General features: G+C 55.2%; 13 protein-coding genes. 3 read left to right on the plus strand and 10 right to left on the minus strand.

Translation table 11 applies throughout. The annotated features are described in order from the left end of the window. Window positions 1–116: 116 nt before the first annotated feature. On the minus strand, window positions 117–2,108 hold the full coding sequence (gene tkt, locus ACSZO4_RS12690; RefSeq protein ID WP_437889334.1) for a transketolase: 1,992 nt from the start codon (window positions 2,106–2,108) through the stop codon (window positions 117–119). A 281-nt stretch (window positions 2,109–2,389) separates the two neighbouring features. Here tkt and ACSZO4_RS12695 point away from each other — a divergent pair, with 281 nt between their 5' ends. Further along, complete coding sequence (locus ACSZO4_RS12695) at window positions 2,390–3,148, plus strand: M48 family metallopeptidase (protein ID WP_437889335.1); 759 nt, start codon at window positions 2,390–2,392, stop codon at window positions 3,146–3,148. 110 nt (window positions 3,149–3,258) lie between these two features. Here ACSZO4_RS12695 and ACSZO4_RS12700 read toward each other — a convergent pair whose 3' ends face one another. From ACSZO4_RS12700 to ACSZO4_RS12715, 4 genes are all read right to left on the minus strand, one after another. Then, window positions 3,259–3,822, minus strand: a complete 564-nt coding sequence (locus ACSZO4_RS12700) for a YagU family protein (protein WP_437889336.1) — start codon at window positions 3,820–3,822, stop codon at window positions 3,259–3,261. 410 nt (window positions 3,823–4,232) lie between these two features. Then, a complete protein-coding gene (gene speA / locus ACSZO4_RS12705) occupies window positions 4,233–6,209 on the minus strand; it encodes a biosynthetic arginine decarboxylase (protein ID WP_437889337.1) in 1,977 nt (658 codons plus the stop codon). Continuing rightward, window positions 6,202–6,348, minus strand: a complete 147-nt coding sequence (gene yqgB, locus ACSZO4_RS12710) for an acid stress response protein YqgB (protein ID WP_437889365.1) — start codon at window positions 6,346–6,348, stop codon at window positions 6,202–6,204. The genes speA and yqgB overlap by 8 nt, the downstream gene beginning before the upstream one ends. A gap of 94 nt (window positions 6,349–6,442) precedes the next feature. After that, entirely contained in the window at window positions 6,443–6,586 is a 144-nt protein-coding gene (locus tag ACSZO4_RS12715; RefSeq protein WP_437889338.1) for a hypothetical protein, read from the minus strand. Between the two features lie 408 nt (window positions 6,587–6,994). Between ACSZO4_RS12715 and metK the strand changes: the two genes are divergently transcribed. Continuing rightward, window positions 6,995–8,149, plus strand: coding sequence for a methionine adenosyltransferase (gene metK, locus ACSZO4_RS12720; protein WP_437889339.1), 1,155 nt, complete (start codon window positions 6,995–6,997; stop codon window positions 8,147–8,149). A gap of 252 nt (window positions 8,150–8,401) precedes the next feature. Further along, window positions 8,402–9,022 (plus strand): response regulator transcription factor, encoded by a 621-nt coding sequence (locus tag ACSZO4_RS12725; protein ID WP_437889340.1) that lies wholly within the window; start codon window positions 8,402–8,404, stop codon window positions 9,020–9,022. Window positions 9,023–9,033: 11 nt separating this feature from the next. Here the strand turns inward: ACSZO4_RS12725 and ACSZO4_RS12730 are convergent, their stop codons facing one another. The 5 genes from ACSZO4_RS12730 to ACSZO4_RS12750 all read right to left on the minus strand — a co-directional run bounded on the left by ACSZO4_RS12730 (window position 9,034) and on the right by ACSZO4_RS12750 (window position 16,277). Then, window positions 9,034–14,610, minus strand: coding sequence for a trifunctional serine/threonine-protein kinase/ATP-binding protein/sensor histidine kinase (locus ACSZO4_RS12730; RefSeq protein ID WP_437889341.1), 5,577 nt, complete (start codon window positions 14,608–14,610; stop codon window positions 9,034–9,036). After that, window positions 14,607–14,993 carry a response regulator gene (locus tag ACSZO4_RS12735; RefSeq protein WP_437889342.1) on the minus strand — a complete coding sequence of 129 codons (387 nt, stop codon included), beginning with the start codon at window positions 14,991–14,993 and terminating at the stop codon, window positions 14,607–14,609. The genes ACSZO4_RS12730 and ACSZO4_RS12735 overlap by 4 nt, the downstream gene beginning before the upstream one ends. A 26-nt stretch (window positions 14,994–15,019) precedes the next feature. Beyond that, window positions 15,020–15,274, minus strand: a complete 255-nt coding sequence (locus ACSZO4_RS12740) for a XapX domain-containing protein (protein WP_437889343.1) — start codon at window positions 15,272–15,274, stop codon at window positions 15,020–15,022. Window positions 15,275–15,276: 2 nt separating this feature from the next. Continuing rightward, on the minus strand, window positions 15,277–15,525 hold the full coding sequence (locus tag ACSZO4_RS12745; protein ID WP_437889344.1) for a DUF1427 family protein: 249 nt from the start codon (window positions 15,523–15,525) through the stop codon (window positions 15,277–15,279). 62 nt (window positions 15,526–15,587) lie between these two features. Then, window positions 15,588–16,277, minus strand: coding sequence for a hydrolase (locus tag ACSZO4_RS12750; protein WP_437889345.1), 690 nt, complete (start codon window positions 16,275–16,277; stop codon window positions 15,588–15,590). Between the last annotated feature and the right edge of the window lie 221 nt (window positions 16,278–16,498).

Consider the following 16,498-nt stretch of genomic DNA (forward strand, 5'->3'; position numbering starts at 1 on the left):
AGTCAGTCCGTTAATTGCACTGACTTAATTAGATCAAAGTCCCGGCCTCACGGCCAGGACTTTGTCAGCAGTCTGAGGCCGCTTTCGCGGCCTCTTATTTACTCTAACACCCTGTATTACAGCAGTGCTTTTGCTTTCGCGACCACGTTGTCGACGGTGAAGCCGAACTCTTCGAACAGTTGCTCTGCCGGAGCAGATTCGCCGAAGGTGGTCATGCCGACGATAGCGCCATTCAGGCCGACGTATTTGTACCAGGAGTCAGCGATAAGCGCCTCCACGGCTACACGAGCAGACACCGCTTTTGGCAGCACAGATTCACGGTACGCCGCATCCTGTTTGTCGAACGCGTCGGTCGACGGCATGGACACCACGCGCGCCTTCACCCCTTCCGCCGTCAGTTTTTCCCACGCGGCAACCGCCAGCTCAACTTCTGAACCGGTAGCGATGAAAATCAGCTCCGGCTGGCCGTTGCTGTCTTTCAGCACATAACCGCCACGGGCGATGTTCGCCAGCTGCTCTGCGCTGCGCTCCTGCTGCGCCAGGTTCTGACGGGACAGAATCAGCGCCGTCGGGCCGTCGGCACGCTCAACGCCGTATTTCCACGCAACAGCAGATTCCACCTGGTCACACGGACGCCATGTGCTCATGTTCGGCGTCACGCGCAAGGATGCCACCTGCTCCACCGGCTGGTGCGTCGGGCCGTCTTCGCCCAGACCAATGGAGTCGTGGGTGTAGACCAGCACCTGACGCTGTTTCATCAGCGCCGCCATACGTACCGCGTTACGCGCATATTCCACAAACATCAGGAAGGTGGAGGTGTACGGCAGGAAGCCGCCGTGCAGGGAGACACCGTTGGCAATCGCGGTCATACCGAACTCACGCACGCCGTAGTGAATGTAGTTCCCGGCCGCGTCTTCGTTAATCGCTTTCGAGCCGGACCAGAGAGTCAGGTTGCTCGGAGCCAGGTCAGCGGAGCCGCCGAGGAATTCCGGAAGCAGCGGGCCAAAGGCTTCAATCGCATTCTGGGACGCTTTACGGCTGGCGATTTTCGACGGATTCGCCTGCAGTTTCGCGATAAATTCGTTCGCTTTCGCATCGAAGTCGGATGGCAGTTCACCGCTCATACGACGGGTGAATTCCGCCGCCAGCTCCGGGAAGGCTTTCGCATAAGCCGCGAACTTGTCGTTCCATGCCGCTTCTTTCGCAGCACCGGCTTCTTTTGCATCCCACTGAGCATAGATGTCAGACGGGATTTCAAACGCCGGGTGTTTCCAGCCAAGCGCTTCGCGGGTCAGGGCGATTTCTGCATCACCCAGCGGCGCGCCGTGGGAGTCGTGGGTGCCCTGTTTGTTCGGCGAGCCGAAACCGATAATGGTTTTGCACATCAGCAGGGACGGCTTGTCGGTGACCGCTTTCGCCGCTTCCACTGCGCGTTTAATCGCGTCGGCATCGTGACCGTCCACGCCGCGCACCACGTGCCAGCCGTAGGCTTCAAAGCGGGCGGCGGTGTCGTCGGTGAACCAGCCTTCAACGTGACCGTCGATGGAGATACCGTTGTCGTCATAGAAGGCGACCAGTTTGCCAAGCGCGAGCGTGCCCGCCAGGGAGCAGACTTCGTGGGAGATACCTTCCATCATGCAGCCGTCGCCCATAAAGGCATAAGTACTGTGGTCAACAATGTCATGGCCCGGACGGTTGAACTGCGCCGCCAGGGTTTTCTCGGCAATCGCCATGCCCACGGCGTTGGCAATACCCTGACCCAGCGGACCGGTGGTGGTTTCCACGCCTGCGGTGTAACCCACTTCCGGGTGACCCGGGGTTTTGGAATGCAGCTGACGGAAGTTTTTCAGCTCGTCAATCGGCAGGTCGTAACCGGTGAGGTGTAGCAGGCTGTAAATCAGCATTGAACCGTGGCCGTTGGACAGCACGAAACGGTCGCGGTCTGCCCATGCCGGGTTCTGCGGGTTGTGGTTCAGGAAATCACGCCACAGGACTTCGGCGATGTCTGCCATACCCATCGGGGCTCCCGGGTGACCGGATTTGGCTTTCTGTACCGCGTCCATGCTCAGCGCACGAATGGCATTGGCAAGCTCTTTACGTGAGGACATTTTGACTCCAGATCGGACTGTTAAAGGCCATGCCCGGAACGACTTGACTACAGCGCGTTATGGGCTACGCCGGAAAAAAGTGCCAACAATGTAACCCAAGCGACAAAACATGTACATGGAGCATCCTTTTGCAGGTTAAGAAATCTCTGGAAGCTGCTCGTACGTTGCGCAATGGGCTCGCTCGCTTGTCGTTCTATTCTTTATAATTATGCATCTGCCCCGGTTCGATCGTTGCCGGCGCATTATCAGAATTATGAATCAACCTGCGTGGAAGATAAGAGATGAAAATTCGCCCGGCTTTACTTGCTTTAGCCACCGCCACTCTGCTGGCAGGCTGTCAGAATATGGACTCCAGTGGTTTTTTGACCTCCGGCGCGGAAGCCTTTCAGGCTTATACGCTGAGCGACGACCAGGTCAAAACCCTGAGTGACGAAGCCTGTAAGCAGATGGACAGTAAAGCAACCATTGCCCCGGCCAATAGCCAGTACAGCCAGCGTCTGGGGAAAATCGCCAGCGCGCTGGGGGACAATATCAATGGTCAGCCGGTGAACTACAAAGTGTATGTGGCAAAAGATGTTAACGCATTCGCCATGGCCAATGGCTGCATCCGTGTCTATAGCGGTCTCATGGATATGATGAATGATAATGAGGTTGAGGCGGTGATCGGTCATGAAATGGGTCACGTTGCGCTTGGCCACGTTAAGAAGGGAATGCAGGTTGCTTTAGGCACCAATGCCGTGCGCGCAGCCGCCGCGTCTGCGGGGGGCGTGGTGGGAAGTCTTTCGCAATCCCAGCTAGGCGATCTGGGGGAGAAACTGGTGAATTCGCAGTTCTCGCAGCGTCAGGAGTCCGAAGCGGATGATTATTCCTATGACCTGTTGCGCAAACGCGGCATTAGCCCGCTGGGGCTGGCCACCAGCTTTGAAAAACTGGCAAAACTCGAAGAAGGCCGCCAGAGTTCGATGTTTGACGATCACCCGGCCTCTGCCGAACGTGCGCAACACGTTCGCGACAGACTGGCGGCAGACGGTATTAAGTAATTTCGCTCCCCACGCCTGACATCACCGCAAAGAGATGCTGTTGTTTGCCGGTGCTGAGGCATAAAAAAACGGCTTCCACTCGGGAAGCCGTTTTTTTAATATCCGATAAATTATCGTGTAGTCGCATTCAGCGGAACTTCTGCATCCGGCTCGTGAGTGATGCGGTTACGCAGATCGCGGCGAATAAGCTCGATCGACCAGAACCAGAAGATATGTCCTACCAGCTCAGAGATATACTCATCTGCCGGAATATTAGCCAGTGATGGCGTTAAGCCCAGCAACGGGAAGGAGATCCAGTGCACGGCGATGGTGGCGACAATACCCGCCCAGACACCCTGCCATAATTTAACCTTAGGAAAGACCTCAGCGACAATGCAATACCCGATGGCAAACACCAGCGAGAATATAATATGTGTCACCATTACCGGGTTAATAATATGCTCAGAAAAGGTATAAACTGTATGCGTTGGGTCAATGCCGAGATAGTCGCGTAAAAACAGATACGGCGGGTTAAATTCATCACGTCCACCCGTGAAGGTCCTCGGCGGCAGTGGTACTTCAGCGCCCCATTTTACAAATGCAGATAATACACCTGAAATGATCCCTACCAACAGCGCGACACCATAGCGACGACGTCCTGGGTTTGTCTGTACAAAAAAATCCTTGATAGCCATATATATACCAGTTAATTACGTTTCTTTACGTTCAATTATTCTGGCGCTTTATCCCGGCAATACATTGATCTTAATCATCAATCATTCACTCTGGATAATTTCTCCATATTTTAATGATGGCTTCCTGAAATATTAAGAAATACTACTACCTTATCAGGCAGGAATAATTAACTTTACTTTCATTATAAAAGCACGTACAGCAGGAAAGAATCTGCTAATAATAACAGCAGTGATTCTTGTATATGCGATTTAATTATAATTTTGAAAAGACGTTTTGATATTTAATTTATCATCAGACAATTTATAATAATTGCCTGAAATATGAACTTTGCCGGGATTAATATTTAGCCAGCGCTAACTCGTTACGGAAATACTGCTGCGCAACACCTGCGCAGCAGTAGCAGAGCCGATTACTCGTCTTCCAGATAGGTATAGCCGTACAGGCCGGCTTCAAACTCTTCGAGGAACTGTTGCTGAAGTGCGTCATCCAGACCGGTCTGTTTCACCTGGTCGCGGAACTGCGTCAGCAGAGTTTTCGGATCGAGCTGCACATATTCCAGCATATCCGCCACGGTATCCCCTTCATCCGACAGTTCCACTTCCACGCTGCCGTCAGGGAAGACGAACACGTCTACCGCTTCCGTATCGCCGAACAGGTTATGCATGTTGCCGAGAATTTCCTGGTATGCGCCAACCATAAAGAAGCCGAGCATCGGTGGATTTTCCGGATCGTATTCCGGCATCGGCATGGTGGTCGCAATACCGTCGCCATCGACATAGTGATCGATAGCACCATCGGAGTCGCAGGTGATATCCAGCAGCACCGCGCGGCGTTCCGGTGGCTTATTCAACCCTTCCAGCGGCATAACCGGGAACAGCTGATCGATACCCCAGGCATCCGGCATCGACTGGAACAGGGAGAAGTTGACGTACATTTTGTCCGCCATACGCTCCTGCAATTCGTCGATAATCGGCCGGTGCGCACGATTGCTCGGATCCAGTTGCTTCTGCACTTCGTGGCACATGTTCAGATACAACTGCTCCGCCCATGCGCGTTCCTGCAAGCTGAATGTGCCGGAGGAGTAGCCGATGTGAATATCATGCAAGTCCATCTGGCTGTCATGCAGCCATTCGCGCAGGGAACGGTGGGTACCCGGCTCGTGCATCTCCTGCCAGGTCTCCCACATGCTTTGCAGCGCGCGCTGGGCATCGGCTGCGGGTGGCGTCGCTTCGGTGTATTCGTTGCGCTCCACGCCGATGATGTTCGACACCAGCACGGTATGGTGCGCGGTAACCGCACGACCAGATTCGGTGATCACCGTAGGGTGCGGCAGACCGTTCTCTTCGCAGGCATCGCCAATCGCCCAGATGATATTGTTGGCATATTCGTTCAGGCCATAGTTCACCGAACAGTCAGACTGTGAACGGGTACCTTCGTAGTCCACGCCCAGGCCGCCGCCGACATCGAAGCACTGAATGTTCACGCCCAGCTTGTGCAGCTCAACGTAGAACCGCGCTGACTCACGAACGCCGGTGGCGATATCGCGAATGTTGGCCATCTGCGAACCGAGATGGAAGTGCAGCAGTTGAATGCTGTCCAGCCGTCCGCGCTCACGCAGCATTTCCACCAGTTGCAGAACCTGGTTTGCCGCCAGCCCGAATTTGGATTTCTCACCGCCGGAAGACTGCCATTTACCGGAGCCTTGCGAGGCCAGACGCGCGCGGACACCGAGACGCGGGATCACGTTCAGGCGTTCGGCTTCATCAAGCACAATGGCGATCTCTGACATCTTCTCGATGACCAGATAGACCTTATGGCCCATCTTCTCGCCGATCAGCGCCAGACGGATGTATTCACGGTCTTTGTAGCCGTTACAGACAATCACCGAGCGGGTCATACCGGCATGGGCCAGTACGGCCATCAGTTCCGCTTTCGAACCGGCTTCCAGCCCCAGCGGTTCACCCGAATGAATCAGTGATTCAATCACGCGGCGATGCTGGTTCACCTTGATCGGATAAACCAGGAAATAATCACCGTTATAGCCGTAGGATTCGCGCGCACGTTTGAACGCGGCGTTAATCGAGCGCAGGCGATGTTGCAGAATCTGCGGGAAGCAGAACAGCGCGGGCAGACGTTGCCCCTGGGCTTCACGTGCTTTCACCAACTGAGCAAGATCGACACGTGCCTCTGGAACGTCAGGATCCGGGCAAACACTGATGTGGCCCAGTTCGTTAACGTCATAGTAGTTATTGCCCCACCATGCAATATTGTAAGTACGTAGCATCTTGCTGGCATCCTCGGAGCTCATCGCAACCTCCTGCATGGAACGTAGTACACCCTGTTCGCCTGCTGACGAAGGCGAAAATGAAGACATGTCGTCAGACATAGCGAACCTCAACTCCTGGTAATAGTGTAAAACAGTTAACTACTATCACAATGTTACATTGCGATAACAACCCATAAGCAGCCTGATTTTCCAGCATAAAATGCTGAATCGCAGACTGTGCGACCGGTTTCTTTGTCATATTCATTGTAAAACACGTGACCGAACTTAAGTATGACGGTTCGGCGAAACCACGAGAAAACTCCTGGATTAACAGGAGAGCCCTTGTTCAGTCGTCACTGTGCCGTACCGGCCCGGGAGTCCTGAGAAGCGCCGAAATGGGTATAACATCGGCAGGTTTGCAGATTAGATTTGCGGATTGCGGGGAATGTATATGCGTCAGAACGACGCCACAGATTCTGCTTAAAGCAACGGTTCATTATCTCGTATCACCTCCACGCAGATCATTCACGATATGCGACAAGCCAAAGCCATAAATTGCTTAACCCGGCTGGAAGTGGCAACACGGGACCCCGTGTGCTTTTTATATAAGCCGCGCGCCGCGTTTTATACCGACTACGGGGTGAAAATGCAAAATAAAAAAATACCTTTACGGCACTGACAGGAAAAATTTCTGTAACCATTTCAGTCAGTATGTGCGGGACATCAAAAAACAGTGGAAATCGGCTTAAGAATTAACCTAGAATAGCCATCCAGATGTTAATCCATCCATACTGATTAACACTTAGACAGCCGTGCCTTTACCTGCACGACCTTGCGGAAAATACCGCAAAGGCAACCCGGCACGCTGTCCAGGCCAACCGAATTACTCCAGGTGAAAACAGAACATGGCAAAACACCTTTTTACGTCTGAGTCCGTTTCAGAAGGGCATCCTGACAAAATTGCTGACCAAATTTCCGACGCCGTGCTGGATGCGATCCTTGAACAGGATCCGAAAGCGCGCGTTGCCTGTGAAACCTATGTAAAAACCGGCATGGTGCTGGTCGGTGGTGAAATCACCACCAGTGCATGGGTGGATATCGAAGAGATCACCCGTAATACCGTTCGCGAAATCGGCTATGTCCATTCTGATATGGGCTTCGACGCTAATTCCTGCGCCGTACTGAGCGCCATTGGTAAACAATCTCCGGACATCAACCAGGGTGTTGACCGTGCTGACCCACTGGAACAGGGCGCCGGTGACCAGGGTCTGATGTTTGGTTATGCGACCAACGAAACCGACGTGCTGATGCCAGCGCCTGTCACCTATGCTCACCGTCTGGTTGAACGTCAGGCTCAGGTGCGTAAAAACGGCACCCTGCCGTGGCTGCGCCCGGATGCAAAAAGCCAGGTCACTTTCCAGTATGACGACGGCAAAATCGTTGGCATCGATGCGGTAGTGCTGTCCACCCAGCACGCTGAAGATATCGACCAGAAATCGCTGCAGGAAGCGGTGATGGAAGAGATCATCAAGCCGGTTCTGCCGACCGAATGGCTGAATGCATCAACCAAATTCTTTATCAACCCGACTGGCCGTTTTGTTATCGGCGGCCCGATGGGCGACTGCGGTCTGACCGGTCGTAAGATCATCGTTGATACCTACGGCGGCATGGCACGTCACGGTGGCGGCGCGTTCTCCGGTAAAGATCCGTCTAAAGTTGACCGTTCTGCGGCATACGCTGCACGTTATGTGGCAAAAAACATCGTTGCTGCTGGCCTGGCTGACCGTTGTGAGATTCAGGTTTCCTACGCCATCGGCGTGGCAGAACCGACCTCCATCATGGTTGAAACCTTCGGCACCGAAAAAGTGCCTGCTGAACAGCTGATCCAACTGGTGCGCGAGTTCTTCGATCTGCGCCCTTACGGTCTGATTCAGATGCTGGATCTGCTGCACCCAATCTACAAAGAAACCGCAGCATACGGTCACTTTGGTCGTGAACATTTCCCATGGGAAAAAACCGACAAAGCCGCCCAACTGCGTGAAGCCGCCGGTCTGAAATAACACTCTGACCTGTATGCTTTAAAGGCCAGCCTCGTGCTGGCCTTTTCGTTTTCTGGCATAAAAAGATGATTTACCCATACCTTTTTATTATTTTCATTTGAAACATGATAATGATAATTATTGTGTTAACATCCAGTTATCCTTTAGTAAAAAAACATGTATGCCCATGTATTTTAAGGGACTAACAGAAATTTCACCGTTAGTGCTTTGCGCCTCCCGTACCGGCATACACCCTGATGATTAGGAACCCTCATGGATCACATTGTTTACGTGGTGGACGACGATCATTCTGTCAGGCAGGCGCTGGTCAACCTGCTCAAAGCGGAGGATTACCGGGTCGCCGATTTCTCCTCAGCAGACGACTTTCTGGCCCACCCGTTCTCGCCGCAGCCCGGCTGTCTGATCCTGGATATGAATATGCCGGAAGTAGGCGGTTTTGATGTGACCGAGGCACTGGCCCGGCTTGGCCATGTCATCCCGGTTATTTTTCTGACCGGATTTGGCACTATTCCCTTGTCAGTAAAGGCGATGAAAGCGGGCGCCTATGAGTTTATGACCAAGCCTGCCGTCCCGGGGTTACTGCTCCAGGCGGTTGCCGGAGCGCTAAAACTCGCGGAAAAAAACCTTGATGATTCGCAGGAAATCCACACCCTGACGGCGCTGTATGACTCCCTGACGCCGCGTGAAAAAGAGGTATTCCAGCTGGCAATCGGCGGGCTGTTAAATAAACAAATCGCCATGGCGATGGGGGTGAGCGAAATCACCGCCAAAGTGCACAAAAAGCGGGTGATGGAGAAAATGCAGGTGCGCTCCCTGACGGATCTGGTCAGAGCCGCCGACCGGCTAAATATCCAAAAAACCCTGAGCCGTTAGGTCAAAAACCGTCACTCTTCTTCACTATGCGTCGGCAATATGAATGTAAACAGGCTGCCGTACGGCTCAAGAGGTTCGGCGGTCAGTTTCCCTTGGTGCTTTTCAATAATGCCGTAGCTGATGCTTAGCCCCATGCCCATCCCCTGTTCCTTGGTTGTGTAGAAAGAGTCAAACAATCTCTCCTGCACCTCTTTGCTCAGTCCTGTCCCCGTATCGGCGATCGCAAGACGGATCTGCCCCGGCCCGGGGTTATCAGAGCTGACGGTAAGCGCTAAGTGTCGGTCATCGATCCCGGCCATCGCATCGATAGCATTGACGATCAGATTCAGTAACACCTGCTGTATCTGCACGCTGTCGCCGAAGATAAACGTCTCCTCAGCATTCAGATGGTAATGCAGCGCAATCTGCTGGCGTTCCAGTTCACTGCGCGATAACGCCACAATGCGATACACCAGGTGATGCAGATTGATGCGGGTACAGCTCGCGGTTTGGTTGCGGGTCAACGCCTGCAAACTGCGGATAATATTCCCGGCACGCTCTCCCTCACTGATGATCTCCTCAATACTGCTGCGCGCATTGGCAAGCATCGGCGGTTCGCGGTTCATCCAGCGCAGACTGGCCCCGGCATTGGCGACAATCGACATCAGCGGCTGATTAATCTCGTGGGCGATAGAGGCGGTCAACTGCCCGACGGTCGTGGCCCGGGAAACACGGGCAAGATCGGCCTGCGCCACCCGCACCGCATCTTCGGATAAACGGCGGGCGGTAATGTCGGTGATCACGCCAAAATACTCCGCGACGTTGGTCTCATAGCCCACCGGGTTGCCGACCCCCAGAATGTAGCGACAGTCGCCGTCCGGGCGGAAAATGCGAAACTCCGCGCGCATAGAGACACCGTTACGCACGCTGTCATTCACCAGCGTATTGATACGCTGAAAATCCTCCGGGTGAACAAGGGTCATAAAATCGGCCATCGACAGAGTACGTTGCTGCTCAGGCAGCCCCAGGATCCGCGCATATTCGTCGGAGACAAACATCACATCCTGTTCCAGTTCCCAGCGCCAGGTGCCGGTATTACTGATTTTCTCCCCCAGCATCAGCGAGGTCTGGCTGGTGCGCAGCTCTTTCTCCGCCCGGCGGCGCTGGACGTTCTCTTCCACCAGTTCGGCATACAGGCGAGCCGTTTCCAGCGACACGGCAGCCTGCGCGGCCAGCATTCTGACGATCCTGGAATGTTCAGCGGTAAAAATCTCCGGCATCACTCGATTTTCCAGATACAACACCCCGACCAGTTTTCCCTGCTTGTGCATCGGTACGCACAAAATCGCCGCCCCGGAAGTCACCAGATACGGATCCTGGCTGAACGGGCCAAAGAGTTCCGGTTTGCTGATGCGGATCTCCTGACCGGTGCGCATAACGGCTGCCAGCACTGACAGCGGCATATCCGTTGCCGTCGGACGCTCCCGGACAACCTCGACTTTCACCCCTTCTGAGGAGGTTTCGGCCCAGGCCTGGGTTTCCGCAAGCGTATTGTCGATAATGCGGATCAACAACCCACGCTGCGCCCCTGCCCGCTCGAGCAGGATAGTCATCAGCGTATTAATCAGCCGATCAAGGTCAATTTCCTCTGTCATGGCGCGCACCGCTCGCAGCACGCTCTCAAGGTCATGCGCCACCTCATTTTGCGCAAACGCGATAGTGTCATAGGGCGAACGCTGATCGGAAGGCGCCAGGTAAGGATACTGACGTTCGAGGTGGCGCACTTTCGCTATCGCCCCCCAGCGGTGCCAGGCCGCAAAGGCATTGCGGAAATAACCTTCGGCCGCCGTCACCCAGCCGGTGGCTTTGGCAAAGCGCCCGGCCAGCTCGCAGGCGAGGCCATTCATCGGATGACATTCCGACTCCTCCGACAGCGCTATCGCCTGTTCATATTGCGCAATGGCCGTCTCGTTATCCCGATCAAGCCTTGCCAGTTCGGCGCGAACCAGCGCCGCCTTATCGGCAAAGGTGGCGGGGTTATGTCCGGCCCAGCGGGCAATGTGTTGATAATGTTCAGTAAGCTTTTCCCGCTGATCCGCCGTGATCTCCTCCGGCGACAGGCTCAAAGCCTGCGAAAGCGCGCTGTAGAAATGGTAATCCAGCAAATGGATGTAACCTGGCACCATGCCTGCGACGGGCGTGGCCTTCGCTAAACACCGGGAAGCATCCGCGTATTCTCCCGCCATAAAATGCGCCATTCCCCGATAAAGCCAGAACCAGAAAATGGCCAGCGGTATCGGCTGACTTTCACGATGGTTGGTCACCTTCAACAGCGTATCGGCAAACAGATTGTGACCGCTAAAGGTCCCCGACGAGGCACTGCGCAGATGATTGACGTACAGACGCTGGATGGAGAGCATGATTTCCACATCCGGGAAGTGCAGTTTACGCACAAAGCCCAGCCCGCCCTCAATGGTGCTCAACACCCCATCCAGATGATCGCCACGAGTGAGGAAGTTCATCGTCTGATGACGCAGTACAAAGCAGGCAGCGGTGAGATCGCCGTGATCCACCGAAGCAGTAAAGCAGGCCTTGGCATGTTCTATTGCCGTGCTGAGCGGCTTCACCCAGGCGCTACACAGATCGACCGCCAGCCAGGTACGTCCGGTAAACTGGGTCAGCTGGTGGTCACTCACCAGAGAGTGCCCCAGCAGCGTGTAAACATAACCCTTTTCGTACTGATGATAACGACAACCGATCATCACGCCATACCACGCCAGCGCCGTGGTGCATGCCCCGCTCAGCCCATGTTCCAGGCTCATCAACATAATTCTGGCGAGTAAAATGAAGTGCAGACGCGGGCTGGCAAACGCGGAGAACATGCTGGCGCTCAGCATCAGGTTCATGATGGCTTCCACATCAGGATCCTCGATGAGGGTCAGTTGCCTGAAATGTTGCTCCGGCGCATCTCCTAAACGCGTTTCAAGGGCCTGCCAAAGCTCATCGCACTCGGTATCCGTCGGGTTTCGGCTCAGGTGGATACCGAACACGGGCAGCCAGGCCAGCGACGTTTCCAGCGCCAGGCTCATGTCAGACTGACGCATATGCACTTCCGCCAGCATGCCTGCCGCCATCGCTTTTTGCTGCAGGCTGCCCGGTGCTGCCATCAGTTGATGACAGAGCGTCAGCGCAGCGGGAAGATTCCCCTGCAGGAACTCGCACTCTGCCTCTTCAAACGCAAGGGAAAAGTTCTCCTCAGTCGCACTGGCCTGCGAATCACCCGGCAGGCACTTCGCCGTGCGCAGATAGCGCACCGCCGAGGCATAATCCCCGGTTAAGCGTGCGCGTTGCGCCGCCAGTCGACAGACCGCGCGATAGTGGTCGCGTTGCGGCGACAAACGTACCCGATCGATGGCCGATGTAATATGGTGCACCGCGAGAAAGAGATGCTCGCTGCTGTCGTCCTGCGCCGCCGCATCGGTTAACAGACGGGCAGCCACAAAATTCAGGCGGCTCACCTCTTCGGCGTCAAGCAGGGCCAGGGCTGCGTCGTGCACCCGATCGTGGGTAAAGCGGTAGTGTTCAGCAGAGAGGCCAATCAGCCTTGCCGCCACGGCGGGTTGCAACTGTTGATGCAATTGCTCCGGCGCTATCTCCAGTACCTGACAGAGCAATGCCGGCCCCACGCAGGCCAGACAGCCCAGCAATGTGCGCGTCTGCAACGGCATTTCAGCCAGCTGTTGCAGCACCAGACTCGCCACGTTTTCCGTGTAGCTGTGCGAGCGAATTGCCTCTAAATCGTAATGCCACTTGCCATATTCTTTATGATGGGTAATCAGGCCATCTTTGAAGATGCGCTGGAAAAACTCATGGGTAAAGAGAGGATTACCGTCCGTTTTTTCATGGATCAGCGCCGCCAGTTCGCCCAGGCCGGAGGCGCGTGTTTGCAACATATTCGCCAGCCAGCGGGACACCGCTTTGACGCTCAACGGCTCCGGGCGCAGTTCAAGGCGATAGCGGGCACGGGCGCGTAACGCCGACAGCAGATCCTGCTCGCCAGAGTCTGGGAAGGTGTCCGTATCAGAACAGGAAACCACCACCAGCAGCGGCAGTGATTCACTGCTGCTGAGCAAGTACTCCAGCAATTGCAGGCTGGCCTGGTCAATCCAGTGAATGTCGCCAATCAGCAGCACCAGTGGGCAATCCGGGGTGGCAAACGCCTCCACCAGCCGGTGCGCCATCAGGTTAAAACGCATACGGGTATCTGCCGACTGGGTATTGACCACCGTCAGTTGTCGGCTATCAAGCAGCAGCCCCAACTCAGGAACCAGCTTAATCGCCAGTGCCGCATGGCTCCCCAACGAGCGGGCGAGGCGCATTTTCCAGCGCGCCACATCCTCCGCCTCCAGCCCCAGCAGCCAAAGAACCAGTGAGCGAAACGCCGATGCAATAACCGTGTAGGGCAGTACCGGGGAATAAGGGTCAGCTCTGCTTATCGCCAGCAGCGTCCGCCGCTGCTGGAGTTTTTTCAGCGCCGATGAGATAAGCGAAGACTTACCGCTGCCCGGCGGGCCGCTGACAATCACCAGCGCATGCGAGCCGCTTTCCTCGACCCGGTCAAAGGCCGCCAGCAACTGAGTATGCTGGGGGTGATTCAAAAACAGCGGGTCAGGCAACATGCGGGCAGGCTCCCGGTCCTGTAAACCGGGGGTAAAAGAGGCAATTTCACCGTTTTTGACCAGCGACGCCTGGCAGCGACGCAGGTCGGCAATCAATCCCTCAACCGTCTGATAACGGTTTTCCGGGGATTTTTTCAGCAGCCGGAGAATGATCTCTGCAAGGGTGGGCGGTACGTCTGCCCTGACTTCGCAGGGTGAACGCGGAGAAGAGGCTATGTGGTGATGCGTCCACTCGGCCTGGCCGCCATCATTGAGATCAAAAGGCAATTCACCGGTCAGCAACTCATAAAGCACGACGCCCAGACTGTAGAGATCGCTACGTCTGTCGACGTTATCCGGGGTCCGCGCCGTGTGTTCCGGCGACATATAAACCGGCGTGCCGCCCGATACCGTTAACCACCCGGGACGGGTTGCGTCGTCCACCCCGCTCGTCAGACCAAACCCGCCTAACCGGTAAGCGCCCCCAGGGTCGATAAAAAAGTGCCCGGGTTTGATATCGCTATGAATCAACCCCTGGGCGTGCATCTGCCGTAATGGCGTACAAAGACGAATGGCGAGGGAGAGAAAATCGGTGAGGCTGCGCCCGCGGGTGCGACCCGACTGCGCCAGCGTACGGAAAGGGAAAGGTGCATAAACCAGCGCATAATGACCATGGTAGCTGGTGCAGTTCATCGGCTTTATCGCCCATGCGCCCGAAAGTCTGGCGCGCATCGAGAATTCATTTTTCAGACGCTGCGTCGTCTGGAACACGGCTTCATAACCCGATACCGCAGCACTTGCCAGAATAAAATCGCTGCCCGAATGGAGTGGCTGGCACAGCGTCCACGCAATGCCCCCTTCTTGCGACAGGCAGGTAAAGATGATGTCATCGGTCAGGGTGATGACCTCGCCGTCCATCATTTTCCCGGCAGCCGACAGTTTTTCGCTCATTCATGCTCCTCGCGCGCGGAGAGTCCGCGGCGGATATGGTCCAGCAGCATATCAATATTAATGGGCTTACGTAGCAGCATGACCGCTCCGGTACCTGGAGCTGAGCGCAACAGATTTTCATCTTCATGTCCGGAGATAAAGATCACCGGCGGCGGCGTCATGCGTTCAAACATCTGCCGGTAGAGGTCCGGTCCGCTCATCCCCTTAAGCTTAATATCAATAATAAGCAGAGAGGCATCAGCCAGCACGGTTTCATCATTGAGAAACGCCTCGGCTGATTCGAAGGCGCGCGTGTCGTACCCCTCCGACTGGAGGAGATTGCTTAATCCGCTACGAACGGAACGTTCATCATCAATAATGACAATGCGCGCTTGCAGCGTCATGCCTTACTCCTCAGTATGTGCGCACCCTAAAGAGCGCTTTTGTCATCAGGGGGAGGCGTACCGCTAATTTTGGGCACGCATTCATGGCGGAACCATGCCAGAGTCACCGGCTCGCCACGCAGCAGCCGGCGGGTAACGGGAACAAGCTGTTCACCCACGAGCATACCGAACAGTCCCAGCAGGGCAATGACCGGCGGGGCGGGCGAATGCACCCGCATCGCACCATAAATGACGCCGGACAGCAGGCCAACGGCCAGAGAAACAACCCAGGATTTCAACATGATTAACCTGCCTCTATATAGCGACTGATGGCCGCAGCGTTGTCCACGCGCTGAGGAGTGGCATGGGGCTGGCTGACAGATACGGGCGGCGCCTGGGGCGTGATGAAGGCGGAGATCAGCTGTTCACCGATCAGCATCCCGAGCAGACCGACCAGCGCCACGGCGGGCGGTGCGGGTGAGCGGACCTTAAGCAGGGCATAGATAAGGCCAATAAGCACACCCGCGCCAAGGGAAATGAGCTCTGTGCTCATAAAAATCTCCCGAAAAGTCGAATGGAACGGGTCGGCGCGTTCACCCCGACCCTTGCAGACAATTATTTACTGGCAGGAACCGGGGCTAAAGTGCGGTGCGCGCCTTTTGCGCGGGCCGGGGCTTTGTGCACCATGGTGTACGCATAATCCACGCCCATACCGTAAGCGCCAGAGTGCTCTTTAACGATATCCATGACCTCGTTGTAGGTCTCTTTGTGTGCCCAGTCGCGCTGCCACTCCAGCAGCACCTGCTGCCAGGTTACCGGAACAACGCCCGCCTGAATCATGCGCTGCATCGCGTAGTCATGGGCTTCTTTCGAGGTGCCGCCAGAGGCGTCAGCTACCATGTAAATCTCATAGCCGCCTTCCAGCATCGCGCACAGCGCGAAGGTGTTGTTGCACACTTCGGTCCATAAACCGGCAACCACCACTTTTTTCTTGCCGTTTTTCGCCAGCGCGTCACGGACTTTCTGGTCATCCCAGGAGTTCATGGACGTGCGCTCAAGCAGGTCGTGCTCCGGGAATACATCCAGCAGTTCAGGGAAGGTATTTCCGGAGAAGCTTTCGGTTTCAACGGTAGTGATGACGGTCGGAATATTGAAGACCTTAGCCGCTTTCGCCAGGCCAACCACATTGTTTTTCAGCACCTGGCGGTCAATAGACTGCACGCCAAACGCCATTTGCGGCTGCTGATCGATGAAAATCATCTGGCAGTTTTGAGGAGTCAGGACTTCAAGCTTAGAGTTGGTCATAAGAATACCCATTGTCGTTAAGTGATCCGTGAAAAGGAGGCGGAAACCATGCAGACAGGGATCGGGATATTCTCGCGCTGCCTGAACCAGCGAACGCTTTTTACCCTTCGTCCCGAGCCGTGCTGTCGGGGCGGATAGTAAGTTTTGTTGGCAATGAGAACTATTATCTCTGTGTATAACTATACGTTCGTATAGGTATACCTTCGTATAACTAGACGCCG

Origin of the sequence: Phytobacter sp. V91 (assembly GCF_965644225.1) — a bacterium.
Taxonomy (GTDB): Bacteria; Pseudomonadota; Gammaproteobacteria; order Enterobacterales; family Enterobacteriaceae; genus CBFFRJ01.

Coding starts and splice junctions, on each gene's coding strand:
- tkt (WP_437889334.1), bottom strand. CDS start 2,108: ATGTCCTCACGTAAAGAGCTTGCCAATGCCATTCGTGCGCTGAGCATG.
- ACSZO4_RS12695 (WP_437889335.1), top strand. CDS start 2,390: ATGAAAATTCGCCCGGCTTTACTTGCTTTAGCCACCGCCACTCTGCTG.
- ACSZO4_RS12700 (WP_437889336.1), bottom strand. CDS start 3,822: ATGGCTATCAAGGATTTTTTTGTACAGACAAACCCAGGACGTCGTCGC.
- speA (WP_437889337.1), bottom strand. CDS start 6,209: ATGTCTGACGACATGTCTTCATTTTCGCCTTCGTCAGCAGGCGAACAG.
- yqgB (WP_437889365.1), bottom strand. CDS start 6,348: ATGACAAAGAAACCGGTCGCACAGTCTGCGATTCAGCATTTTATGCTG.
- ACSZO4_RS12715 (WP_437889338.1), bottom strand. CDS start 6,586: ATGAACCGTTGCTTTAAGCAGAATCTGTGGCGTCGTTCTGACGCATAT.
- metK (WP_437889339.1), top strand. CDS start 6,995: ATGGCAAAACACCTTTTTACGTCTGAGTCCGTTTCAGAAGGGCATCCT.
- ACSZO4_RS12725 (WP_437889340.1), top strand. CDS start 8,402: ATGGATCACATTGTTTACGTGGTGGACGACGATCATTCTGTCAGGCAG.
- ACSZO4_RS12730 (WP_437889341.1), bottom strand. CDS start 14,610: ATGAGCGAAAAACTGTCGGCTGCCGGGAAAATGATGGACGGCGAGGTC.
- ACSZO4_RS12735 (WP_437889342.1), bottom strand. CDS start 14,993: ATGACGCTGCAAGCGCGCATTGTCATTATTGATGATGAACGTTCCGTT.
- ACSZO4_RS12740 (WP_437889343.1), bottom strand. CDS start 15,274: ATGTTGAAATCCTGGGTTGTTTCTCTGGCCGTTGGCCTGCTGTCCGGC.
- ACSZO4_RS12745 (WP_437889344.1), bottom strand. CDS start 15,525: ATGAGCACAGAGCTCATTTCCCTTGGCGCGGGTGTGCTTATTGGCCTT.
- ACSZO4_RS12750 (WP_437889345.1), bottom strand. CDS start 16,277: ATGACCAACTCTAAGCTTGAAGTCCTGACTCCTCAAAACTGCCAGATG.